The organism is Aeromonas sp. FDAARGOS 1416, assembly GCF_019048085.1.
Classification (GTDB): domain Bacteria; phylum Pseudomonadota; class Gammaproteobacteria; order Enterobacterales; family Aeromonadaceae; genus Aeromonas; species Aeromonas veronii.
Genome location: NZ_CP077301.1, coordinates 956,773 through 974,584 on the forward strand (window position 1 = coordinate 956,773; position 17,812 = coordinate 974,584).

At 59.3% G+C, this 17,812-nt stretch carries 13 protein-coding genes; 7 read left to right on the forward strand and 6 right to left on the reverse strand.

What is annotated here, in order from left to right; translation table 11 throughout:
* The first annotated feature begins 248 nt into the window (after positions 1-248).
* From gcvT to gcvP, 3 genes are all read left to right on the forward strand, one after another.
* Positions 249-1,346, forward strand: coding sequence for a glycine cleavage system aminomethyltransferase GcvT (gene gcvT / locus I6L46_RS04300; RefSeq protein WP_216977465.1), 1,098 nt, complete (start codon positions 249-251; stop codon positions 1,344-1,346).
* A gap of 86 nt (positions 1,347-1,432) precedes the next feature.
* On the forward strand, positions 1,433-1,822 hold the full coding sequence (gene gcvH, locus I6L46_RS04305; protein ID WP_005333898.1) for a glycine cleavage system protein GcvH: 390 nt from the start codon (positions 1,433-1,435) through the stop codon (positions 1,820-1,822).
* A gap of 299 nt (positions 1,823-2,121) precedes the next feature.
* Positions 2,122-4,998 (forward strand): aminomethyl-transferring glycine dehydrogenase, encoded by a 2,877-nt coding sequence (gene gcvP / locus I6L46_RS04310; RefSeq protein WP_216977466.1) that lies wholly within the window; start codon positions 2,122-2,124, stop codon positions 4,996-4,998.
* Positions 4,999-5,085: 87 nt separating this feature from the next.
* Here gcvP and I6L46_RS04315 read toward each other — a convergent pair whose 3' ends face one another.
* On the reverse strand, positions 5,086-6,639 hold the full coding sequence (locus I6L46_RS04315; protein ID WP_216977467.1) for a PAS domain-containing methyl-accepting chemotaxis protein: 1,554 nt from the start codon (positions 6,637-6,639) through the stop codon (positions 5,086-5,088).
* A gap of 203 nt (positions 6,640-6,842) precedes the next feature.
* Between I6L46_RS04315 and I6L46_RS04320 the strand changes: the two genes are divergently transcribed.
* A complete protein-coding gene (locus tag I6L46_RS04320) occupies positions 6,843-7,553 on the forward strand; it encodes an HAD family hydrolase (RefSeq protein WP_216977468.1) in 711 nt (236 codons plus the stop codon).
* A 127-nt stretch (positions 7,554-7,680) separates the two neighbouring features.
* On the opposite strand, the gene I6L46_RS04325 is transcribed toward I6L46_RS04320, so the two are convergent.
* Positions 7,681-8,751, reverse strand: a complete 1,071-nt coding sequence (locus I6L46_RS04325) for a permease (RefSeq protein ID WP_216977469.1) — start codon at positions 8,749-8,751, stop codon at positions 7,681-7,683.
* 106 nt (positions 8,752-8,857) lie between these two features.
* Here I6L46_RS04325 and I6L46_RS04330 point away from each other — a divergent pair, with 106 nt between their 5' ends.
* The gene (locus tag I6L46_RS04330; protein WP_042053131.1) at positions 8,858-9,184 is read left to right on the forward strand and encodes a helix-turn-helix transcriptional regulator; all 327 of its coding nucleotides are present in this window, start codon (positions 8,858-8,860) and stop codon (positions 9,182-9,184) included.
* 86 nt (positions 9,185-9,270) lie between these two features.
* Here I6L46_RS04330 and I6L46_RS04335 read toward each other — a convergent pair whose 3' ends face one another.
* Positions 9,271-10,653, reverse strand: coding sequence for an amino acid permease (locus I6L46_RS04335; RefSeq protein ID WP_005333893.1), 1,383 nt, complete (start codon positions 10,651-10,653; stop codon positions 9,271-9,273).
* A 347-nt stretch (positions 10,654-11,000) separates the two neighbouring features.
* Between I6L46_RS04335 and I6L46_RS04340 the strand changes: the two genes are divergently transcribed.
* Positions 11,001-11,336, forward strand: a complete 336-nt coding sequence (locus I6L46_RS04340) for a hypothetical protein (protein WP_080771376.1) — start codon at positions 11,001-11,003, stop codon at positions 11,334-11,336.
* A gap of 239 nt (positions 11,337-11,575) precedes the next feature.
* On the opposite strand, the gene I6L46_RS04345 is transcribed toward I6L46_RS04340, so the two are convergent.
* The gene (locus I6L46_RS04345) at positions 11,576-12,388 is read right to left on the reverse strand and encodes a pyruvate, water dikinase regulatory protein (RefSeq protein ID WP_005344832.1); all 813 of its coding nucleotides are present in this window, start codon (positions 12,386-12,388) and stop codon (positions 11,576-11,578) included.
* A gap of 347 nt (positions 12,389-12,735) precedes the next feature.
* Here I6L46_RS04345 and ppsA point away from each other — a divergent pair, with 347 nt between their 5' ends.
* Entirely contained in the window at positions 12,736-15,108 is a 2,373-nt protein-coding gene (ppsA, locus tag I6L46_RS04350; protein ID WP_216977470.1) for a phosphoenolpyruvate synthase, read from the forward strand.
* Between the two features lie 67 nt (positions 15,109-15,175).
* Here ppsA and I6L46_RS04355 read toward each other — a convergent pair whose 3' ends face one another.
* Both I6L46_RS04355 and I6L46_RS04360 read right to left on the reverse strand, forming a co-directional pair.
* The gene (locus I6L46_RS04355; RefSeq protein ID WP_042053127.1) at positions 15,176-15,634 is read right to left on the reverse strand and encodes a hypothetical protein; all 459 of its coding nucleotides are present in this window, start codon (positions 15,632-15,634) and stop codon (positions 15,176-15,178) included.
* Between the two features lie 18 nt (positions 15,635-15,652).
* Positions 15,653-17,527, reverse strand: a complete 1,875-nt coding sequence (locus tag I6L46_RS04360; protein ID WP_216977471.1) for a S8 family serine peptidase — start codon at positions 17,525-17,527, stop codon at positions 15,653-15,655.
* Positions 17,528-17,812: the final 285 nt, after the last annotated feature.

Sequence of the window (17,812 nt, forward strand, 5' to 3'; positions counted from 1 at the left end):
ACTGCATTTATCTTAGTGTCTGGAGTCGGTTTTACGGGAGGGGATTAGTTTTTTTTGAGCGGCACGCTCGCCTGCTTGTCATATAATCCGCTCCGTTCAAGGAATCCCTCTTGCCTGGCAAGGGCAGGAGCGAGCACACACTTTTGGATCCGGTCGCTTTTTGCTGTACGTAGTGCAGTCAGAGCGGTGGCGCGGGTCGCAAGGGTGGTCGCCAAAGCGAAAAGGCTTTTTGCTAAGGAAAGAATGCGATGATCCAGACTACTGTACTGCATCCCAAACACCTGGAAGCCGGCGCCAAGATGGTGGACTTCCACGGTTGGGAAATGCCCATCAACTACGGCTCCCAGCTGGAAGAGCACCACGCGGTGCGCAGCGATGCCGGTATGTTCGATGTCTCCCACATGACCATCGTCGATTTGACCGGCGAACGGGTCAAAGCCTTTCTGCAACACCTGCTGGCCAACGACGTGGCCAAACTCACTGCCCCCGGCAAGGCCCTCTACAGCGGCATGCTCAATCCGGAAGGCGGCGTCATCGATGACCTCATCACCTATTACCTGACCGATACCTTCTACCGGCTGGTGGTCAACTCCGCTACCCGCGAGAAGGATCTGGCCTGGATCCGCCATCACGCCATCGATTTCGATATCACAGTGACCGAGCGTCCGGAGCTTGCGATGATTGCGGTGCAGGGCCCCAACGCCAAGGTCAAGGCTGCTGCTGTGCTGAGCGCCGCTCAGCGTACCGCCGTAGTGGGGATGAAACCCTTCTTCGGCGTGCAGGCTGGCGATCTCTTTATCGCCACTACCGGCTACACCGGCGAAGATGGTTATGAAATCGTAGTGCCGCAAGAGAAAGCCTGCGAGCTGTGGCAAGCGCTGCTGGATAACGGCGTGGCCCCGTGTGGTCTCGGTGCTCGCGATACCCTGCGCCTCGAGGCGGGGATGAACCTCTACGGTCAGGATATGGACGAGTCAATCTCTCCACTCGCCGCCAACATGGCCTGGACCATCGCCTGGGAGCCGAGCGATCGCAATTTCATCGGCCGCGACGTGCTGGAAGCGCAGAAAGCGGCGGGCAACCAGCCCAAGCTGGTGGGGCTGGTGATGGAGGAGAAAGGGGTGCTGCGTGCCGGTATGCCCGTTACCTTCACCGCGGCAAACGGTGAGAAGCGGGAAGGTGTGATCACCTCCGGCTCTTTCTCCCCCACCCTAGGCTACAGTATTGCCCTGGCGCGGGTGCCCCGCGATATCGGCGAGCAGGCCGAGGTGGAGATCCGCAAGAAGCTGGTCACCGTGACGGTCACCAAGCCCGCTTTCGTCCGTAACGGCCAGAAGCTGGTTTAACATCGTCTTGGGGGAGGGCTGTGCCTCCCCCCCATCCCTTTTCATATTCGTTTTTAAACGCGACTCAAAGATCAAAGGAAGCACAAATGAGCCATATCCCGAGCGAACTGAAATATGCCACTTCCCACGAGTGGATCCGTGTTGAAGCCAACGGCGAGGCCGTGGTCGGTATCACCGAGCACGCCCAGGAGCTGCTGGGTGACATGGTGTTTGTCGAGCTGCCGGAAGTGGGCAAGCAGGTCAGTGCCGGTGACGACTGCGCCGTGGCCGAGTCGGTCAAGGCGGCCTCCGACATCTACAGCCCGGTGAGCGGCGAGATCATTGCCGTTAACGAAGAGCTGGAAGGGAGCCCCGAGCTGGTCAACTCCGACCCCTACAGCGCTGGCTGGCTGTTCCGCATCAAGCTCGATGACGAGAGCGAGCTGGCCAACCTGCTGGATGCCGAAGGCTACCAGAATGTGGTGGACGAAGAGTAATGCCCCCGGGCCCTGCCAACACAGCAGGGCCCCTTTGTATGACCGCCAGCCGGGCAAGCACCGGCCGGTGGAAGGGTGAAGTCGCCCACGCCTGCCGTTTAACAGCCTGGGTGCCTAGGGGGCAAACAGGCCGGTTCGCAACAAGGCGATCCCCTCTTGATGCTGCCGCAGCATCCGGTGCCGCACCCTCTCTGCGGGACCCAGAACATGAGTGGAGTCGGTATCAGCCGACGATCTGGAACATCAGGTCTTGGTTATCAGGATGTCATGCCAGGACTTATTTATCAGGAAATAGGGAAATGACCCAGTCACTGTTTGAACTCGAGCAAAAAACCGATTTTGTCCGCCGCCATATCGGCCCGAGCGAAGAAGAGCTGCGCCAGCTGCTGGCGACCGTCGGGGCCGAAAGCCTGGACGATCTGATTGCCCAGACCGTGCCCGCCGCCATTCGCCTGCCGGGTCCGCTGGGGATCGGTGCCGGCATGACCGAAGTGGAGGCGCTGGCAAAGCTCAAGGGCTATGCCGCCCAGAACAAGATTGCCAAGAGCTATATCGGCATGGGTTATCACGATACCCATGTGCCCCACGTCATTTTGCGTAACGTGCTGGAAAATCCGGGTTGGTATACCGCCTACACCCCCTACCAGCCCGAGCTGGCACAGGGCCGTCTCGAAGCCCTGCTCAACTTCCAGCAGCTGACGCTGGATCTGACCGGCATGGATCTGGCGAGTGCCTCCCTGCTGGATGAAGCGACCGCCGCCGCCGAGGCGATGGCGCTGGCCAAGCGGATGGCCAAGTCCAAATCCAACCTCTTCTTCGTGGCCGATGACGTGCACCCGCAGGTGATCGACGTGGTTAAGGAGCGCGCGGTTCACTTTGGTTTCGACGTGGCGGTTGGCGCCGCGAGCGACGCGGTGAGCGAAGAGGTGTTCGGTGCCCTGTTCCAGTACCCCACCACCACAGGTGAGGTGAAAGATCTGCGCGCCCTGATTGCCGCGGTACAGGCCCAGAAAGGGCTGGCCTGCGTCAGCGCCGACCTGCTCTCCCTGCTGCTGCTCAAATCCCCGGGCGAGCTGGGTGCCGACGTGGTGTTGGGTTCCGCCCAGCGCTTTGGCGTGCCCATGGGTTACGGTGGCCCCCACGCCGCCTTCTTCGCCACCCGCGATGCCTACAAGCGCTCCATGCCGGGCCGCATTATCGGTGTTTCCAAGGATGCCCGTGGCAAGGCCGCGCTGCGTATGGCGATGCAGACCCGCGAGCAGCATATCCGCCGCGAGAAGGCCAACTCCAACATCTGTACCGCCCAGGTGCTGCTGGCCAACATGGCGAGCTTCTACGCCGTCTATCACGGCCCGGTGGGACTGAAAACCATCGCCTCCCGCGTGCACCGTCTCACTACCATTCTGGCGCTTGGCCTCCAGGCCAAGGGGGTGGCCCTCAAGCATGCCAGCTGGTTCGATACCCTGACCGTGCAGACGGCAGATAAAGCAGCACTCATTGCCAAGGCCGAGGGGCTCGGCATCAACCTGCGCGCCGATCTCGACGGTGCGGTAGGGGTGTCCCTCTCTGAAACCACCACCCGCGGCGATGTGGCCGAGCTGTTCGATCTCTTCCTCGGTCAAGGTCACGGGCTTGATATCGAGGCTCTCGACAAGGCGGCTCAGGCCCATCACGCCATCCCGCAGGATCTGCTGCGCACCGATGCCGTGCTGACCCACGAGGTGTTCAACAAGTACCACTCCGAAACCGAGATGTTGCGTTATATCCACCGTCTCGAAGCCAAAGATCTGGCGCTCAACTACGCCATGATTTCCCTGGGTTCTTGCACCATGAAGCTCAACGCCACCGCCGAGATGATCCCGGTGACCTGGCCCGAGTTTGGCAAGCTGCACCCGTTCGCTCCACTGGCGCAGGCCAAGGGCTACCAGCTGCTGCTGGCCGACCTCGAAAACTGGCTGGTGAAGGTGACCGGTTACGATGCGGTCTGCATGCAGCCCAACTCCGGTGCGCAGGGCGAATACGCGGGTCTGCTCGCCATCAAGAAGTACCACGAGTCCCGTGGTGAAGGGCATCGCGACATCTGCCTGATCCCAGCTTCTGCCCACGGCACCAACCCGGCCTCTGCCCAGATGGCGGGGCTCAAGGTGATCGTCACCGCCTGTGACAAGTCCGGCAACGTGGATCTCGACGATCTGCGCGCCAAGGCGGCCGAGGCGGGGGATCAACTCTCCTGTCTGATGGTGACCTACCCCTCTACTCACGGGGTGTATGAGGAGACCATCAAGGAGGTGTGCGACATCGTTCACCAGCACGGTGGTCAGGTCTATCTGGACGGCGCCAACATGAACGCACAAGTCGGGTTGACGGCGCCGGGCTTTATCGGGGCGGACGTCTCTCACCTCAACCTGCACAAGACCTTCGCCATTCCTCACGGTGGTGGCGGCCCGGGCATGGGCCCCATCGGCGTGAAGAAGCATCTGGCACCGTTCGTGGCCGGTCACGCCGTGGTCAAGACCGACAAGGAGAGCCGTGACAACGGCGCCGTGTCGGCGGCACCGTTCGGCTCGGCCAGCATCCTGCCCATCAGCTGGATGTATATCGCCATGCTGGGTGACGAGGGGCTGAAGAGATCCACTCAGGTGGCTATCCTCAACGCCAACTATCTGGCCAAGAAGCTGGGTGAATCCTTCCCGGTGCTCTACTCTGGCCGCAACGGTCGGGTGGCCCACGAGTGCATTCTGGATATCCGTCCGCTCAAGGAGGCTTCCGGCATCAGCGAGATGGACGTAGCCAAGCGGCTGATGGACTACGGCTTCCACGCACCGACCATGAGCTTTCCGGTGGCGGGCACCCTGATGGTCGAGCCGACCGAGTCGGAATCCAAGCGCGAGCTGGATCGCTTCGTCGAGGCGATGACGTCCATCCGCGCCGAGATTGCCAAGGTGCAGGAGGGGCAGTGGAGCCTCGCCGACAACCCGCTGGTCCATGCGCCGCACACTCAGGATGACGTGATGGATGCAGAGTGGTCCCGTGGCTACAGCCGTGCCGAGGCGGTCTTCCCGTCCGACGCCGTGCGCGCCAGCAAGCTGTGGCCATCAGTGAACCGCATCGACGACGTCTACGGCGATCGCAACCTGTTCTGCTCTTGTATCCCGACTGAGGATTACGCCAAGTAAGTGGCGTTTTTAGGAGCTACAGTTAAGCCTTATAAACAACAGGGCCACCCAGACGGGTGGCCCTTTTTATATGTCATCTGATTGCTGCTATCCGAATGTCCGGCTTAAGTCCTTGAGCTGACTCGCTTTGCTCTGCAAGTTGGCACTGGTTTCACTCACTTGATCGATTTTGAGGCTGTTATCGTGAGAGAGCGAGGATATCTGGTTGATATTGCGACTTATCTCCTCGATGACCGCTTGTTGCTCGGTGGCCGCGGCGGTGATCTGGTTGGAAAAATCAGAGACCTTGTCTATCTCGACCACAACCTGATTCAGGTTGCCGGTGCTTGCCCGAGTGGTGGCGAGGCAGGCGTTGGTTCTGGTCACATTGAGATGCATCATCTCTTTCCATCCCCCCAGGGTTTGTTGGATATGGCCAATGCTGTTCTGGATCTGCTCTGTCGCCTTGTGGGTTCTGGTCGACAGGCTGCGAACCTCGTCCGCCACCACTGCAAAGCCACGCCCCTGATCGCCTGCCCGTGCGGCTTCGATGGAGGCATTGAGCGCCAGCAGGTTGGTTTGATCCGCAATGCCGCGAATTTCGCTCATGATGGTGCCGATCCGCTCGGACTCGCTCGCCAGCTCGACAGCTGACTGGAAGGCTTGCTCCGCCTGGGTGGCCAGCGCCGACATCTCTTCTCCTGCTTCCGAAAGCTGGGTGCTGGTGGAGATACAGTGGCTACGAGCCTCTTCGATCTGGCTGTTGCTGTCTTGAATATTGCGGTTGATCTCCTCGGCGGCCGAAGCCATCTGGGTGACGGCGGTGGCAATCTGCTGGATCTGCGTGTCTTGCGAAGAGATATCCTGGCTGGCCAGCGAGGCGGAGCCGCGCAGGTCATTGGCCATGGCATTGAGCGAAGCCGTGGTGTCATCCACCCGGCCGAGTACGGTACGGATCTTCGCTTGCCCGAGTTTGATATGGAAATCGGCGATGCTGTGGGGGGCATCCCCCGAGAAGATAAGGCGGCTGATGCTGTCGTAATCCTGCTCGAGCTGCTGCAAGAATCGCGGCGTTAGGAAGAGAGGGTGGCGATTGAACCAGATTGTTGCCAAGAGGGGTATGATTACCCAGAGCGCCTGCAGCGGTGAGATCAGCCAGAGCGCGCTGATCACGCTGACGAGCAGCAGGGGGATGGTCATCATGGCCGGCGTGAGTTGACGCAGGCCCACGTGAATGGCAGAGCCGGTTTCACGGGCTTTAAGGGTTTTGTACATCTGGCTGGCACGCGCTTTGTGCTCTGCGGCGGGGCGGCAGCGGACGGATTGGTAACCCACCATCTTGCCATCTTCATAAATCGGGGTGACATAGGCATCAACCCAATAATAGCGACCATCTTTGCAGCGGTTTTTTACCATCCCTCGCCATGGTTTACCCGCCTGCAGGTGGGCCCAGAGATCGGCAAACGCTGCCTTGGGCATGTCGGGGTGGCGCACCAGATTGTGATGCTGCCCCAACATCTCTTCCAGGCGATAGCCTGCCACCTGACAAAACGCCGGATTGGCGTAGGTGATGTCCCCTTTGAGATCGGTCGTCGATACCAACTGGATATCGTCGGCAAATTCAACCTCGGTATCTGTGGTGTGAAGCGAGCTGGTTACCATGATCAGACTCCGGTTTCGGCGTAACGGAATACTTCGTCTGAGTATGGCAGAGGATGTTCATTTATTGTGTTGTTGCACATTAACTCTTGTGCTACTGCGTGGGGACGGGATGGGTCTCACATTTTTACAGCGCGGTTTGGCGAGGAGAGGCAAGCCAAGTAACATGGCGTGACTTATGGCTGTGCAGCGAGACAGGTAACGCAATGAAGTTGGATGCGATTTTATGGGATTATGACGGTACTCTGGTCAACTCGGTGCCGAAGAATATCGATATCACCAAGCAGATCCTGGCTGAGGTCGCCCCTCATCTGACCGGAGAACATCTGCCGCGCTATCTGCGCAGCGAAGCGGAGTATCACCATGCCAATCACGCCGCCAAGAACTGGCAGGCGCTCTATATGGATTACTACGGTTTGTCGCGGGACGAGATGGTGCTGGCTGGCAGTCTGTGGGCCAAGCATCAGGAGATGAACCGGACCGAGGTGCGGTTTTTTGCGGGGCTGGAGGCGGTGATTGACCATTTCTCTGCCATTCCCCACGGAATTTGTTCGCAGAACTCCCAAAAGAACATTCGCCGCGTACTGGAGCAGCATGGCGTGAACAGCCTGTTCAAGGCTGTGGTCGGCTATGATGACGTGCCTGGACAGCAGCAAAAACCTCATCCTTTCGGTGGCCTCAAATGTCTGGAGTCTATCTTCGGCCCAGCCAGGTGCCAGTCGCTGATCTATATCGGTGACCATGAAGCGGATGTGCAGTTTGCCCGTCATTTGCAAGCGGCGCTTGGCGAGCAGAGCCGTGTGATATCGGTGGCTGTCGCCTATAGCCGCGCGACCCCGGAGCGCTGGGAACACCAACCCGACTATATCGCCCGTGACGTCGAGGATCTGCTCCCCATCGTTGGGCAATATCTGTAACGCCGGTTGCAGATTGCCGTACGGAATAGATAAAACGCCGATCAGTTGATCGGCGTTTTGTCTATGAGGTGCCGGATGGTTTCACACTCTGCTGGCTTAAAACTCTGTCTGTTTAAAGATGGGGGCCTTAAAACAACAGTTGTGTCAGGTAGCCCATCAGGATCGCCATGCCGAGGATCACGGTAAGAAAGGCCGCAATCATCGGGGTTCTGAACATCGATTTGAGCAGGATCACCTCGGTCAGGCTGGCACCGGCACTGCCGATGATCAGCGCCATGACGGCGCCCATTCCCATCCCTTTACCCAGTAGTACCGACGCCAGCGGGATCACGGCTTCGGCGCGGATGTAGAGCGGGATCCCGACGATGGTGCTGAAGGGGATGGCCAGCGGGTTGTCGGCGCCAGCATGGGCGGCGATCCACTCGGCCGGAATAAAACCGTAAATAAACGAGCCGATGAGCACCCCCAGCAGCAGGAAGGGCAATACCGCTTTGAACTGCTGCCAGGCATCGATGCGAGCTTTGACCCAGGCGGTGGGGAGCTGTGGCGCACTGGCTAGGGTTGCAGTGCCATCGCTGCAGCAGGAGAGGGCGGCCTGCTCTGCCATCTCTGGTTGCGGTGCCGGGCAGCATGCTGCCCCGTTGAGGGGTTTGATTGCGCGAATGGCACTGCGTTGGTTGTCACTGCAATGTGCTTGAGTGGTGGTGCGGGTCGCCGGGCCACAGCCGCTACCGCAAGAGGGGGTGGCCTCTTTGGGGTCGATGACATGGCGCTCGAATCCCAATCTGTCGAGCAGCATGCTCGCCATGACGGAGACGCTGGCGGCGATCACGGCGTAGAGCAGGGTCACTTTCCAGCCGAAGGTGGCCCACATCAAGCCGACGATGATGGGGTTCAGCAGTGGCGAGATAAACAGGAAGGTGAGGGTGGGGCCAAAGCCAGCCTTGGCCGAGAGCAATCCTCTCAGCATGGGGATGGTGGAGCAGCTGCAAAAGGGGGTGACGGCACCGAGCAGGGCCGAGAGCAGATAGCCTTTGCCATGTCTCGCCCCCAGCATCCGCTGGATCTTTTCGTCGGGGATCTTCTGACGGATCAGGCTGACCCCGGCGCTAATGACCAGAAACAGCACCGACAGCTCGACAGCCAGAAACAGGAACATCTGGGCTGCATCGGTCAGCATGGTTAACCACTCATTCATTGTCGTATCCTCACTTTGTTTCTACATTTCCAAAATAATCGAAATTAATGGTCGGTCAAGATATTTCTGGTATTATCGAAATGTCAAATTCGTGGAGGGCGCAGAGATGCAACTGGAAGAGGTCGCCAAGGCATTGAAAGAGCTGGGTCATCCGACCCGGCTGTTTATCTTCAAGCATCTGGTCAAGGCGGGAGAGCAGGGGCTGCCGGTGGGGGAGCTGCAAAAGCAGCTGGCGATCCCCGCTTCTACCCTCAGCCACCATATCGCGGCGCTGGTCTCGGTGGGGCTGGTGAAGCAAAACCGGGAGAGTCGCACCCTGCTTTGCGTCTCTCAATACGCGGTGTTGGAGGAGATCATCGCCTTTTTCCGCGATGAGTGTTGCGTCAACAGCCCGGAGCATCGGCAAGATCAAAGGCAAGAACTGTCTTCCTGAGGGCTATGGCTGCTAGTCGTGCTGCGCGCAATAAAAACGCCGATCATGCGATCGGCGTTTTGCATTGTTTTTCTCAACTGCGGGTATTAACCCAGATTGGCTGCAACCTTGCTTTGGGCCTGTCCTTTGCGCTTGATGACAAAGCCAATGCCCAGTACCACCAGCCAGGCGGGGATAAGTTCGACCGAGATGCGGAAATCGGGGGTCATATACATGATCACCAGAATACCGGCCATAAACGCGAGGCAGAGGTAGTTGCCGAAGGGGTACCAGAACGCCTTGAACTTGGGCTGGACGCCTTCTGCGACCTTGGCCTTGCGGAACTTGAGGTGCGCGAGGCTGATCATCGCCCAGTTGATCACCAGTGCGGAGACCACCAGCGCCATCAGCAGGCCGAACGCCTTGCCCGGCATCAGGTAGTTGATCAGCACGCAGAGCAGGGTGGCGATGGCCGAGACCGAGAGGGCAACCAGCGGCACGCCGCTCTTGTTGGTCTTGAGCAGGGCTTTCGGGCCGTTGCCCTGCTTGGCCAGACCGAACAGCATCCGGCTGTTGCAGTAGACGCAGCTGTTGTAGACCGACAGTGCCGCCGTCAGTACCACGATGTTGAGCACGGTGGCGACCAGATTGCTGTCCAGAGCGTGGAAAATCATCACGAACGGGCTGCCGCCTTCCACCACTTTACCCCAGGGATAGAGGGACATCAGGATAGCCAGGGCGCCGATGTAGAAGATGAGGATGCGGTAGATCACCTGATTGGTGGCCTTGGGAATGCTCTTCTCGGGGTTGTCCGCTTCGGCGGCGGTAATGCCCACCAGCTCCAGACCGCCAAAGGAGAACATGATCACCGCCATCGCCATCACCAGACCGCTGATGCCGTTGGGGAAGAAGCCGCCCTGGGCCCACAGGTTGGTCACGCTCGCCTCGGGGCCGCCGGCACCGGAGATGAGCAGATAGCCGCCAAAGCCAATCATGCCGATGATGGCGACCACCTTGATGATGGCGAACCAGAACTCCATCTCGCCAAACGCTTTGACGTTGGAGAGGTTGATGGCGTTGATCAGCACGAAGAAGAAGGCTGCCGACATCCAGGTCGGGATCTCGGGCCACCAGTACTGGACATAGATGCCCACCGCGGTCAGCTCGGCCATGCTCACCAGCACGTAGAGCACCCAGTAGTTCCAGCCGGACGCAAAACCGGCAAACTCGCCCCAGTATTTGTAGGCAAAGTGGCTGAATGAACCGGCTACCGGCTCTTCCACCACCATTTCACCGAGCTGGCGCATGATCAGGAAGGCGATAAAGCCGCCGATGGCATACCCCAGCAGGACCGAGGGACCTGCCATCTTGATGGTTTGGGCAATGCCCAGAAAGAGGCCGGTGCCGATGGCGCCGCCCAAAGCAATCAACTGAATGTGGCGGTTTTTAAGGCCGCGCTTCAGCTCCTCACCGTCTTGTTTCAAATCCATGGGTCTGTCCTTACGTCTCTGTTGTCTCTGGTCGGTGTTGGGCTCATCCTGAGCAGGCCGCAGTGCGTAGCCAAAACCTGACGAAAGCTGTATTTATTTCGTTACATCATGCCATTTGCAATTTTTAGTGTTGGCTGGCAACCGAAGCAGAATAGTGATAATCCGCCATGAATGCACCTGTTTTCCATCTCTAATGGCCGTGTTTTGTACCAAAGGCAGCTTTTTCATGATCTGAAGAGGCTTCTTGGTAGTTTTTGGTTAATGTTTGTGCAGTCGAATTCTGTTTGATTGACATTTTGTCTTGTTGGTGTGCTTTTGTGGTGCCAAGCCACAAATGGATGCAAATGATGCCAAACAAGCGAGAGTACAGGGAAGAGTGCAGGGAGTTGGAGTACAGAAAGTGCGAAAGCGTGCTGCAACAGGGGGTTGCCCGGGGTGTACAGGTGGCGCTCTGGTTAGGGATTGCCGCCAGTCCGCTGTTGTTGCTGGTGGCCGCGATTATGTTGCTGGGTTGGCTGTTACTCGGTGATCAGGAGTTGCTGCACTACTGGCAGTCGCTGTTGCTGGCGGGTGGGGTAACGGGGGCGCTCGTTGGCGGCTGGCTGGCGGAGCGGGTTCGCCTGCGCCACGGTTTGCTGGCCTTCTATGCCCGGTTGATGAACAACCCGGAGCTCAATCGTTAGTTAACGCTGGCTGTTTGCCGAGCGCAGCAGAATGGAATCGAATAGCGGCTAACTGGCTGCAGGTGACAAGGGCACAACGCTAAGGTCGACAAGAAGAGGGATAAGCATTTGTGGTGCTTATCCCTTTTTTATCCACGCTTTTCACTGTCATCTATGTGAATTGCAGTTCGCCACAGCTGACTTTCGCCGCGACACTGTAATTTTTATCTTTTGTTGATGCCGATAGCTGTCAAGCTGGCTTAACAGAGCTGGCGGCGCAGACCGGTTGCCTCGAGGACCTTGGCGCTGATCTCCTCCACCGAGTGGGAGCTGGTATCGAGGAAGCGGATCGCCTCCTGGCGAAACAGCCGCTCCACGCAGGCCAGCTCCTGCTCGCACTGTTCGATGGAGGAGTAGCGGCTGTTGGCACGGCGCTGGTTACGGATCTCGTGCAGCCGCTGCGGCGCTATGGTGAGGCCAAACAGCTTGTGACGGTTGGCCTTGAGGGGGGCGGGCAGCTCCAGCATCCCCATGTCCTGCTCGATAAAGGGGTAGTTGGCGGCGCGAATGCCGAACTGCAGCGCCAGATAGAGGCTGGTGGGGGTCTTACCGCAGCGGGAGACCCCGATCAGGATGATGTCCGCCTCATCGTACTCTTTGGTGGTGATGCCATCGTCGTTGGCCAGTGCGAAGTTGACCGCCTCGATGCGATCGTCATAGAGCTTGCGATTCTCCATACCGTGGGTGCGGTGGAGGCGGGGCTCGGCTTTTACCCCCAGCTCCTGCTCCAGCGGGCTGACGAAGGTATTGAGAAAGTCATGGCCGCACGCCTCCGATTTGAGAACCTCTTCCCGTACCAGCGGGTCGACGATGGTGTGAAACAGGATGGGGCGTACCCCGGTCTGGCGAAACTGCTCGTCGATCCGCATCCGTACCTGACGGGCTTTCTCCAGTGTCTCCACAAAGGGGATAGTGATCTGCTCGAAGGCCAGCGGAAACTGGCTCAGTACTGCATGGCCGAACACTTCGGCGGTGATGGCGGTGCCGTCTGAAACATAAAATACGGTGTGCACGTGGGGCTCCTGTGATACCGCGGGTGGGGTTGCATGGGGTAAGGGGTGAGAAGTATCTCCCGAAACCATACCAGTTTTGTCAACCGGTCTGCTGTGCCCAAGTTGTGAAGTGGCTTGCAAACCTGAATCGTTATCTTTTTATGTCGCCATTGTAGAATGTTCCGGTCATTCGACCATCCCCAACGCTTGCTCGGGGATTTTTTTGAAAGCCAATAGAAAACGTTTTCGTGGTCGTTGGCAACATAAGAAACAGACAATAACGCATCTGACTTACCCATAACCTCATCGATTAAATCGGGCGCACGAGGTGCTATGGCATCGGTGCCCACCAACCTGGAGACATCCAAGTGCAACAGTACGTGCTCTGGTACGAACAACTCGGAATGCAGGACGTAGAACGAGTTGGCGGCAAGAACGCATCCCTTGGCGAGATGATCAGCAACCTCTCTGGCGCCGGCGTATCCGTGCCGGGGGGCTTTGCCACCACCGCCTTTGCGTTTAACGAGTTTCTGGAGTCAAGCGGCCTCAACGGCAAGATACACCATCTCCTCGACAATCTGGATGTGGACGATATCACCGCCCTCAACCGGGCCGGTCAGCAGATCCGCGACTGGGTGATCGAAGCCCCGTTCCAGCCCGAGCTGGAGCAGGCGATCCGGGTTGCCTATGAGAAGTTGAGTGCCGGTGTCGAGGCCTCGTTTGCGGTGCGCTCCTCCGCCACCGCCGAGGATATGCCGGACGCCTCCTTTGCCGGTCAGCAGGAGACCTTCCTCAACGTACGTGGCATCGATGCCGTCATGACGGCGGTCAAGCATGTGTTTGCTTCCCTGTTCAACGATCGTGCCATCTCCTATCGGGTGCATCAGGGCTATGACCACAAGGGCGTTGCCCTCTCGGCCGGGGTGCAGCGGATGGTGCGCTCGGATCTCGCCGCCTCCGGCGTCATGTTTACTCTGGATACCGAGTCCGGCTTCAACGACGTGGTCTTTATCACCGGGGCCCATGGTCTTGGCGAGATGGTGGTGCAGGGCGCGGTCAACCCGGACGAGTTCTACGTGCACAAGCCGACCCTCAAGGGGGGCCGCCCGGCGGTGGTACGCAAGACCCTCGGCTCCAAGCTTATCAAGATGACCTACTCGGACGATGCCGGTCACGGCCGTCAGGTGAAGATTGTCGACACCGATGAGGCCGAGCGCAGCCGCTTCTGCATCACAGATGAGGAGGTAATGGCGCTGGCGAAACAGGCCCTCATCATCGAGCAGCACTATGGCCGCCCGATGGATATCGAGTGGGCCAAGGATGGTCAGGATGGCCAACTCTACATAGTGCAGGCCCGCCCGGAAACCGTGCGCAGCCGCCAGGAGGCCAACACCCTCGAGCGTTTTGCCCTCAAGCAAGCGGGCAAGGTGCTGATCGAAGGGCGGGCTATCGGCCACAAGATTGGTGCGGGCCCGGCGCGTGTCATCTCCTCCATCAACCAGATGGACGAAGTGCAACCCGGCGATGTGCTGGTCACCGACATGACCGACCCGGACTGGGAGCCCATCATGAAACGGGCCTCCGCCATCGTCACCAACCGGGGGGGCCGTACCTGTCACGCCGCCATCATCGCCCGTGAGCTGGGCATTCCGGCAGTGGTGGGCTGTGGCAACGCTACCGACCATATTCAGCCGGGTCAGCGGATCACCGTCTCCTGCGCGGAAGGGGATACCGGTTTTATCTATGACGGCGAGTTGGACTTCGACGTGGCAGTGACCGAGGTGGGCAATATGCCGCGCCTGCCCATCAAGATCATGATGAACGTCGGCAACCCGGATCGCGCGTTCGACTTTGCCCAGTTGCCCAATGCCGGGGTGGGGCTGGCGCGCCTTGAATTCATCATCAACCGGATGATCGGGGTGCACCCCAAGGCCTTGCTGGAGTTTGACCAGCAGAGTCCCGAGCTCAAGGCCACCATCGCCAAGATGATTGCCGGTTACGACAGCCCGCGGGAGTTCTACGTGGCCAAGCTGACCGAGGGGATCGCCACTCTGGGCGCCGCCTTCTGGCCGGAGCGGGTGATCGTGCGGATGTCGGACTTCAAGTCCAACGAGTACGCCAATCTGGTGGGCGGTCGTGGCTACGAGCCCCACGAGGAGAACCCGATGATCGGTTTTCGTGGCGCATCCCGCTACATCGCCGATAGCTTCCGCCCCTGCTTTGCCCTCGAGTGTGAGGCGATCAAGCGGGTGCGCGATGTGATGGGGTTGACCAACGTCGAGGTGATGATCCCCTTCGTGCGCACCGTGGGCGAGGCGGAGCAGGTGATCGAGATCCTGGCCGAAAACGGTCTGCGCCGTGGCGAGCGGGGGCTCAAGGTGATCATGATGTGCGAGATCCCGAGCAACGCCCTGTTGGCAGACAAGTTTTTGGAGCACGTGGACGGCTTCTCCATCGGCTCCAACGACATGACCCAGCTTACCCTTGGGCTGGACAGGGACTCTGGGCTAATCGCCCATCTGTTCGACGAGCGTAACGAGGCGGTCAAGGCGCTGCTGGCGATGGCTATTCAGGCTGCGCGCAAGGCGGGCAAGTACGTGGGGATCTGCGGTCAGGGCCCATCCGATCACCCGGACTTCGCCGCCTGGCTGGTGGAGCAGGGGATCGACTCGGTGTCGCTCAACCCCGATACCGTGGTCGATACCTGGCTCTATTTGGCGGAGCAGCATAGCGCCAAGTAAGTCACTGTCAAAATGAGCAGCAGAAAGGGGGCCATGATGGCCCCCTTTGTTATTTGTCTGTCGCGACCTATTTCGGCTGCTGTTCGGCCCCCGACAGCTCGATCTGCACATTCACCCCTTCGCTCTTGAGCTTGGTGGCGATGGCGTTGAGATCGGTGCCCGATTTGGCCTCCAGCAGGGCGATACCACCACTGCTCTGTTTGAAGTTCAAGCCGTGGCGAGTCGCCAGCGCCTTGGCGCTGGCATCGTCAGCTTCCACCAGCAGGGTGCCGCTTACAGTCAGCTCCGGGCTAGCGGCCCCTTGCATCAACACGTCACCGCGGCGCAGGGTCTGTTGCGGGACCTTGCTGTCAAGGCTGCGGGCGACCCGCTTCTTGCTGCCGTTGTCGGGAATGAGGTAAGTCTGGCCGTTCACCTCTATGGTGCTGTATTGTTTGCCATCCATGGTGACGGACTCCTGGGCGCAGAGCTGTCCCGAGAGGGGGGCCAGCAGGGTTGCCAGAAGCAAGGTAACAGGTTTGTTCATGGTAATACTCCTAGCGTGTTAGCTGCGGTTGGCATCGTGACCCAGGACCCGCAGGGACCATGAGATCAGCTTGCCCGGTTGGCGATTGTTGCGCTCGGTCAGGGTGGTACGCTCACGGGTCTCGCGATTGAGCAGAGAGACCTGACGGGTACCGTTGGCAACGTCGGTTACTTCCAGTCGCCACTGGCCTTCGGCTGATTCACCGTAGAACTTGTTGGATAGCATCCGCATGTCACGCAATCCCTTGGTTCGCACAAAGCCCAGTTGCTGCTGGTCGAGAGATTGGCCGACCAGGCTGTTGAAGGGGCTCAGCAGGATGCTGCGGGTGCCGGCGGGGGAGACCAGTTCGATCAGCAGATCGGGCAGACGCTGATGATCCAGACTCACCATCACCTGAACCGCTTCTACCGTCAATGGTGTCGCGATGCGGGTTGTCGAGCTGGTCGGGCTGTTGCCCACATCCGCAATGGCGGCGGCACTGCCGGTGACATTGATCTTCTGCCATGGCAGCTGTACCAGCGGGGGCAGGGGCTGGTGATTGGCTGCCAGCTCAAGGGCCTTGTTGACGTCGATCAGACCAAAACCGTAAGTCGGGTTGAACCACATGCCGGCGGCATTGCGCTCCCACCCTTCCAGCCCTTTCACATCACGCACCTTGCCGGTGCTGCTGGTGTAGCTGACCATCACAGGTTTCTGTGTGGCATCGACCCGGGTTGCGCTGCGCGCCAGCAGATCCCGCAGGTCACGTACCGACAGATCCGGGTAGGCGGACATCAGCAGCGCCATGGCGCCGGAGGTGCTGGGGGTGGCGGAGGAGGTGCCGTTCATCACGCCGTTGTAGTCGCAGCTGGCATCCAATTGCGGGTTGCCGTGCAGCCGGTTGGTGCTGGGATCGTCGGTGCGGTTGTAACCCATGTCGCAGCCGGGCAGATCCGTGGTCACCATCGCCGGAGCGTCGGTACCGTACTCGCCGCCGGTCGCGCTCAGGAAGATGTTGCTGCCGACGCTGGAGTAGGAGGATCTGACGCCATCGGCGTTGAGAGCGCTCACCACCAGGTTCCAGAAGTTGCTGTTGGAGGGATCGAGGTTGCTGTTTTCAAACGGCAATTTAGGACCATTGCCGGTGCGGTTAAGCACATAGCCGCCCGCCGCTATCTTGTTGAAGCCGTTGCCGGCGGCCTTGATATAGGCCGCGCCCTGCGCCTTGAGGGTCTGCTGTTCAAACAGGCGATCAAGCTGGGATTGATCCAGAGAGTTGGCAGAGCGGGGATCCACCACACTCATGCCGTAGCTCTGGTTGAACACCCGGTTGTCGCGACTGGCATCGCTGTCGCCAAGGGCGTAGAGCCAATCCTTCTGCAACTGCTGGCTGTTGTCATCCAGCAGGTTGAAACCCTGCAACTGGGCTCGCGGGGCAATTCCCTTGGTACCGATGGCGTTGTCTACCGCCGCAATAATGCCGGAGACCGAAGTGCCGTGGGCCGTATCCGGATCGGTCGGTGTCGGGTCATCGCTGCCGGTTACCACGTTTTTCGAACCCGGACGCACGTTCTCCGCCAGATCCGGGTGGGCGATGGCCAGACCATCATCCACCACGGCCACATTGACTCCCTGGCCCAGCACGCCGGTGCGATGAGCCCACCAGATGTTGAGATCATTGCCCGCTATACCGCCACGGGCGCTGAATCCATCCTGGCCGCTGTTGAGCAGATACCACTGCTGATCCTGCAGGGGATTGGCACCTGGCAGGCAGCGCTCGGTGCTGCTGCGTCCGATATCCATGCCGCTCTCCTTGCCGGTGAGCGGCGCACAACCTTCATTTGCCTGAACGAGCGCACTGGGCAGGGTCGACAGCAGTGCTGTGATCGCCAGTGCTAACGATGTTTGCTTCATTATTTTTTTAACTCCATCTTGGATCGCACCATCCTGAGTGCGACGGAAATCTATACACGGGTGGTAGGGGTTCAAAAAGAGCCATTTTCAAAAAACGCAATGAGGTTCAAAGAAATCCGATCTGGTTTGTGGTAGGTATTCCAATGACGCTGGTTATGTGTTTTATTGAGAATGGTTCTCACCGCTCACTACTGATCTTTTTATCTGTAATTCACTCCTCTCGCGACTCTCCTTCGCCGCAGCCATCCCGATTCGGGGCAATCCCGAGGGGAGCTCGTGCGCTCT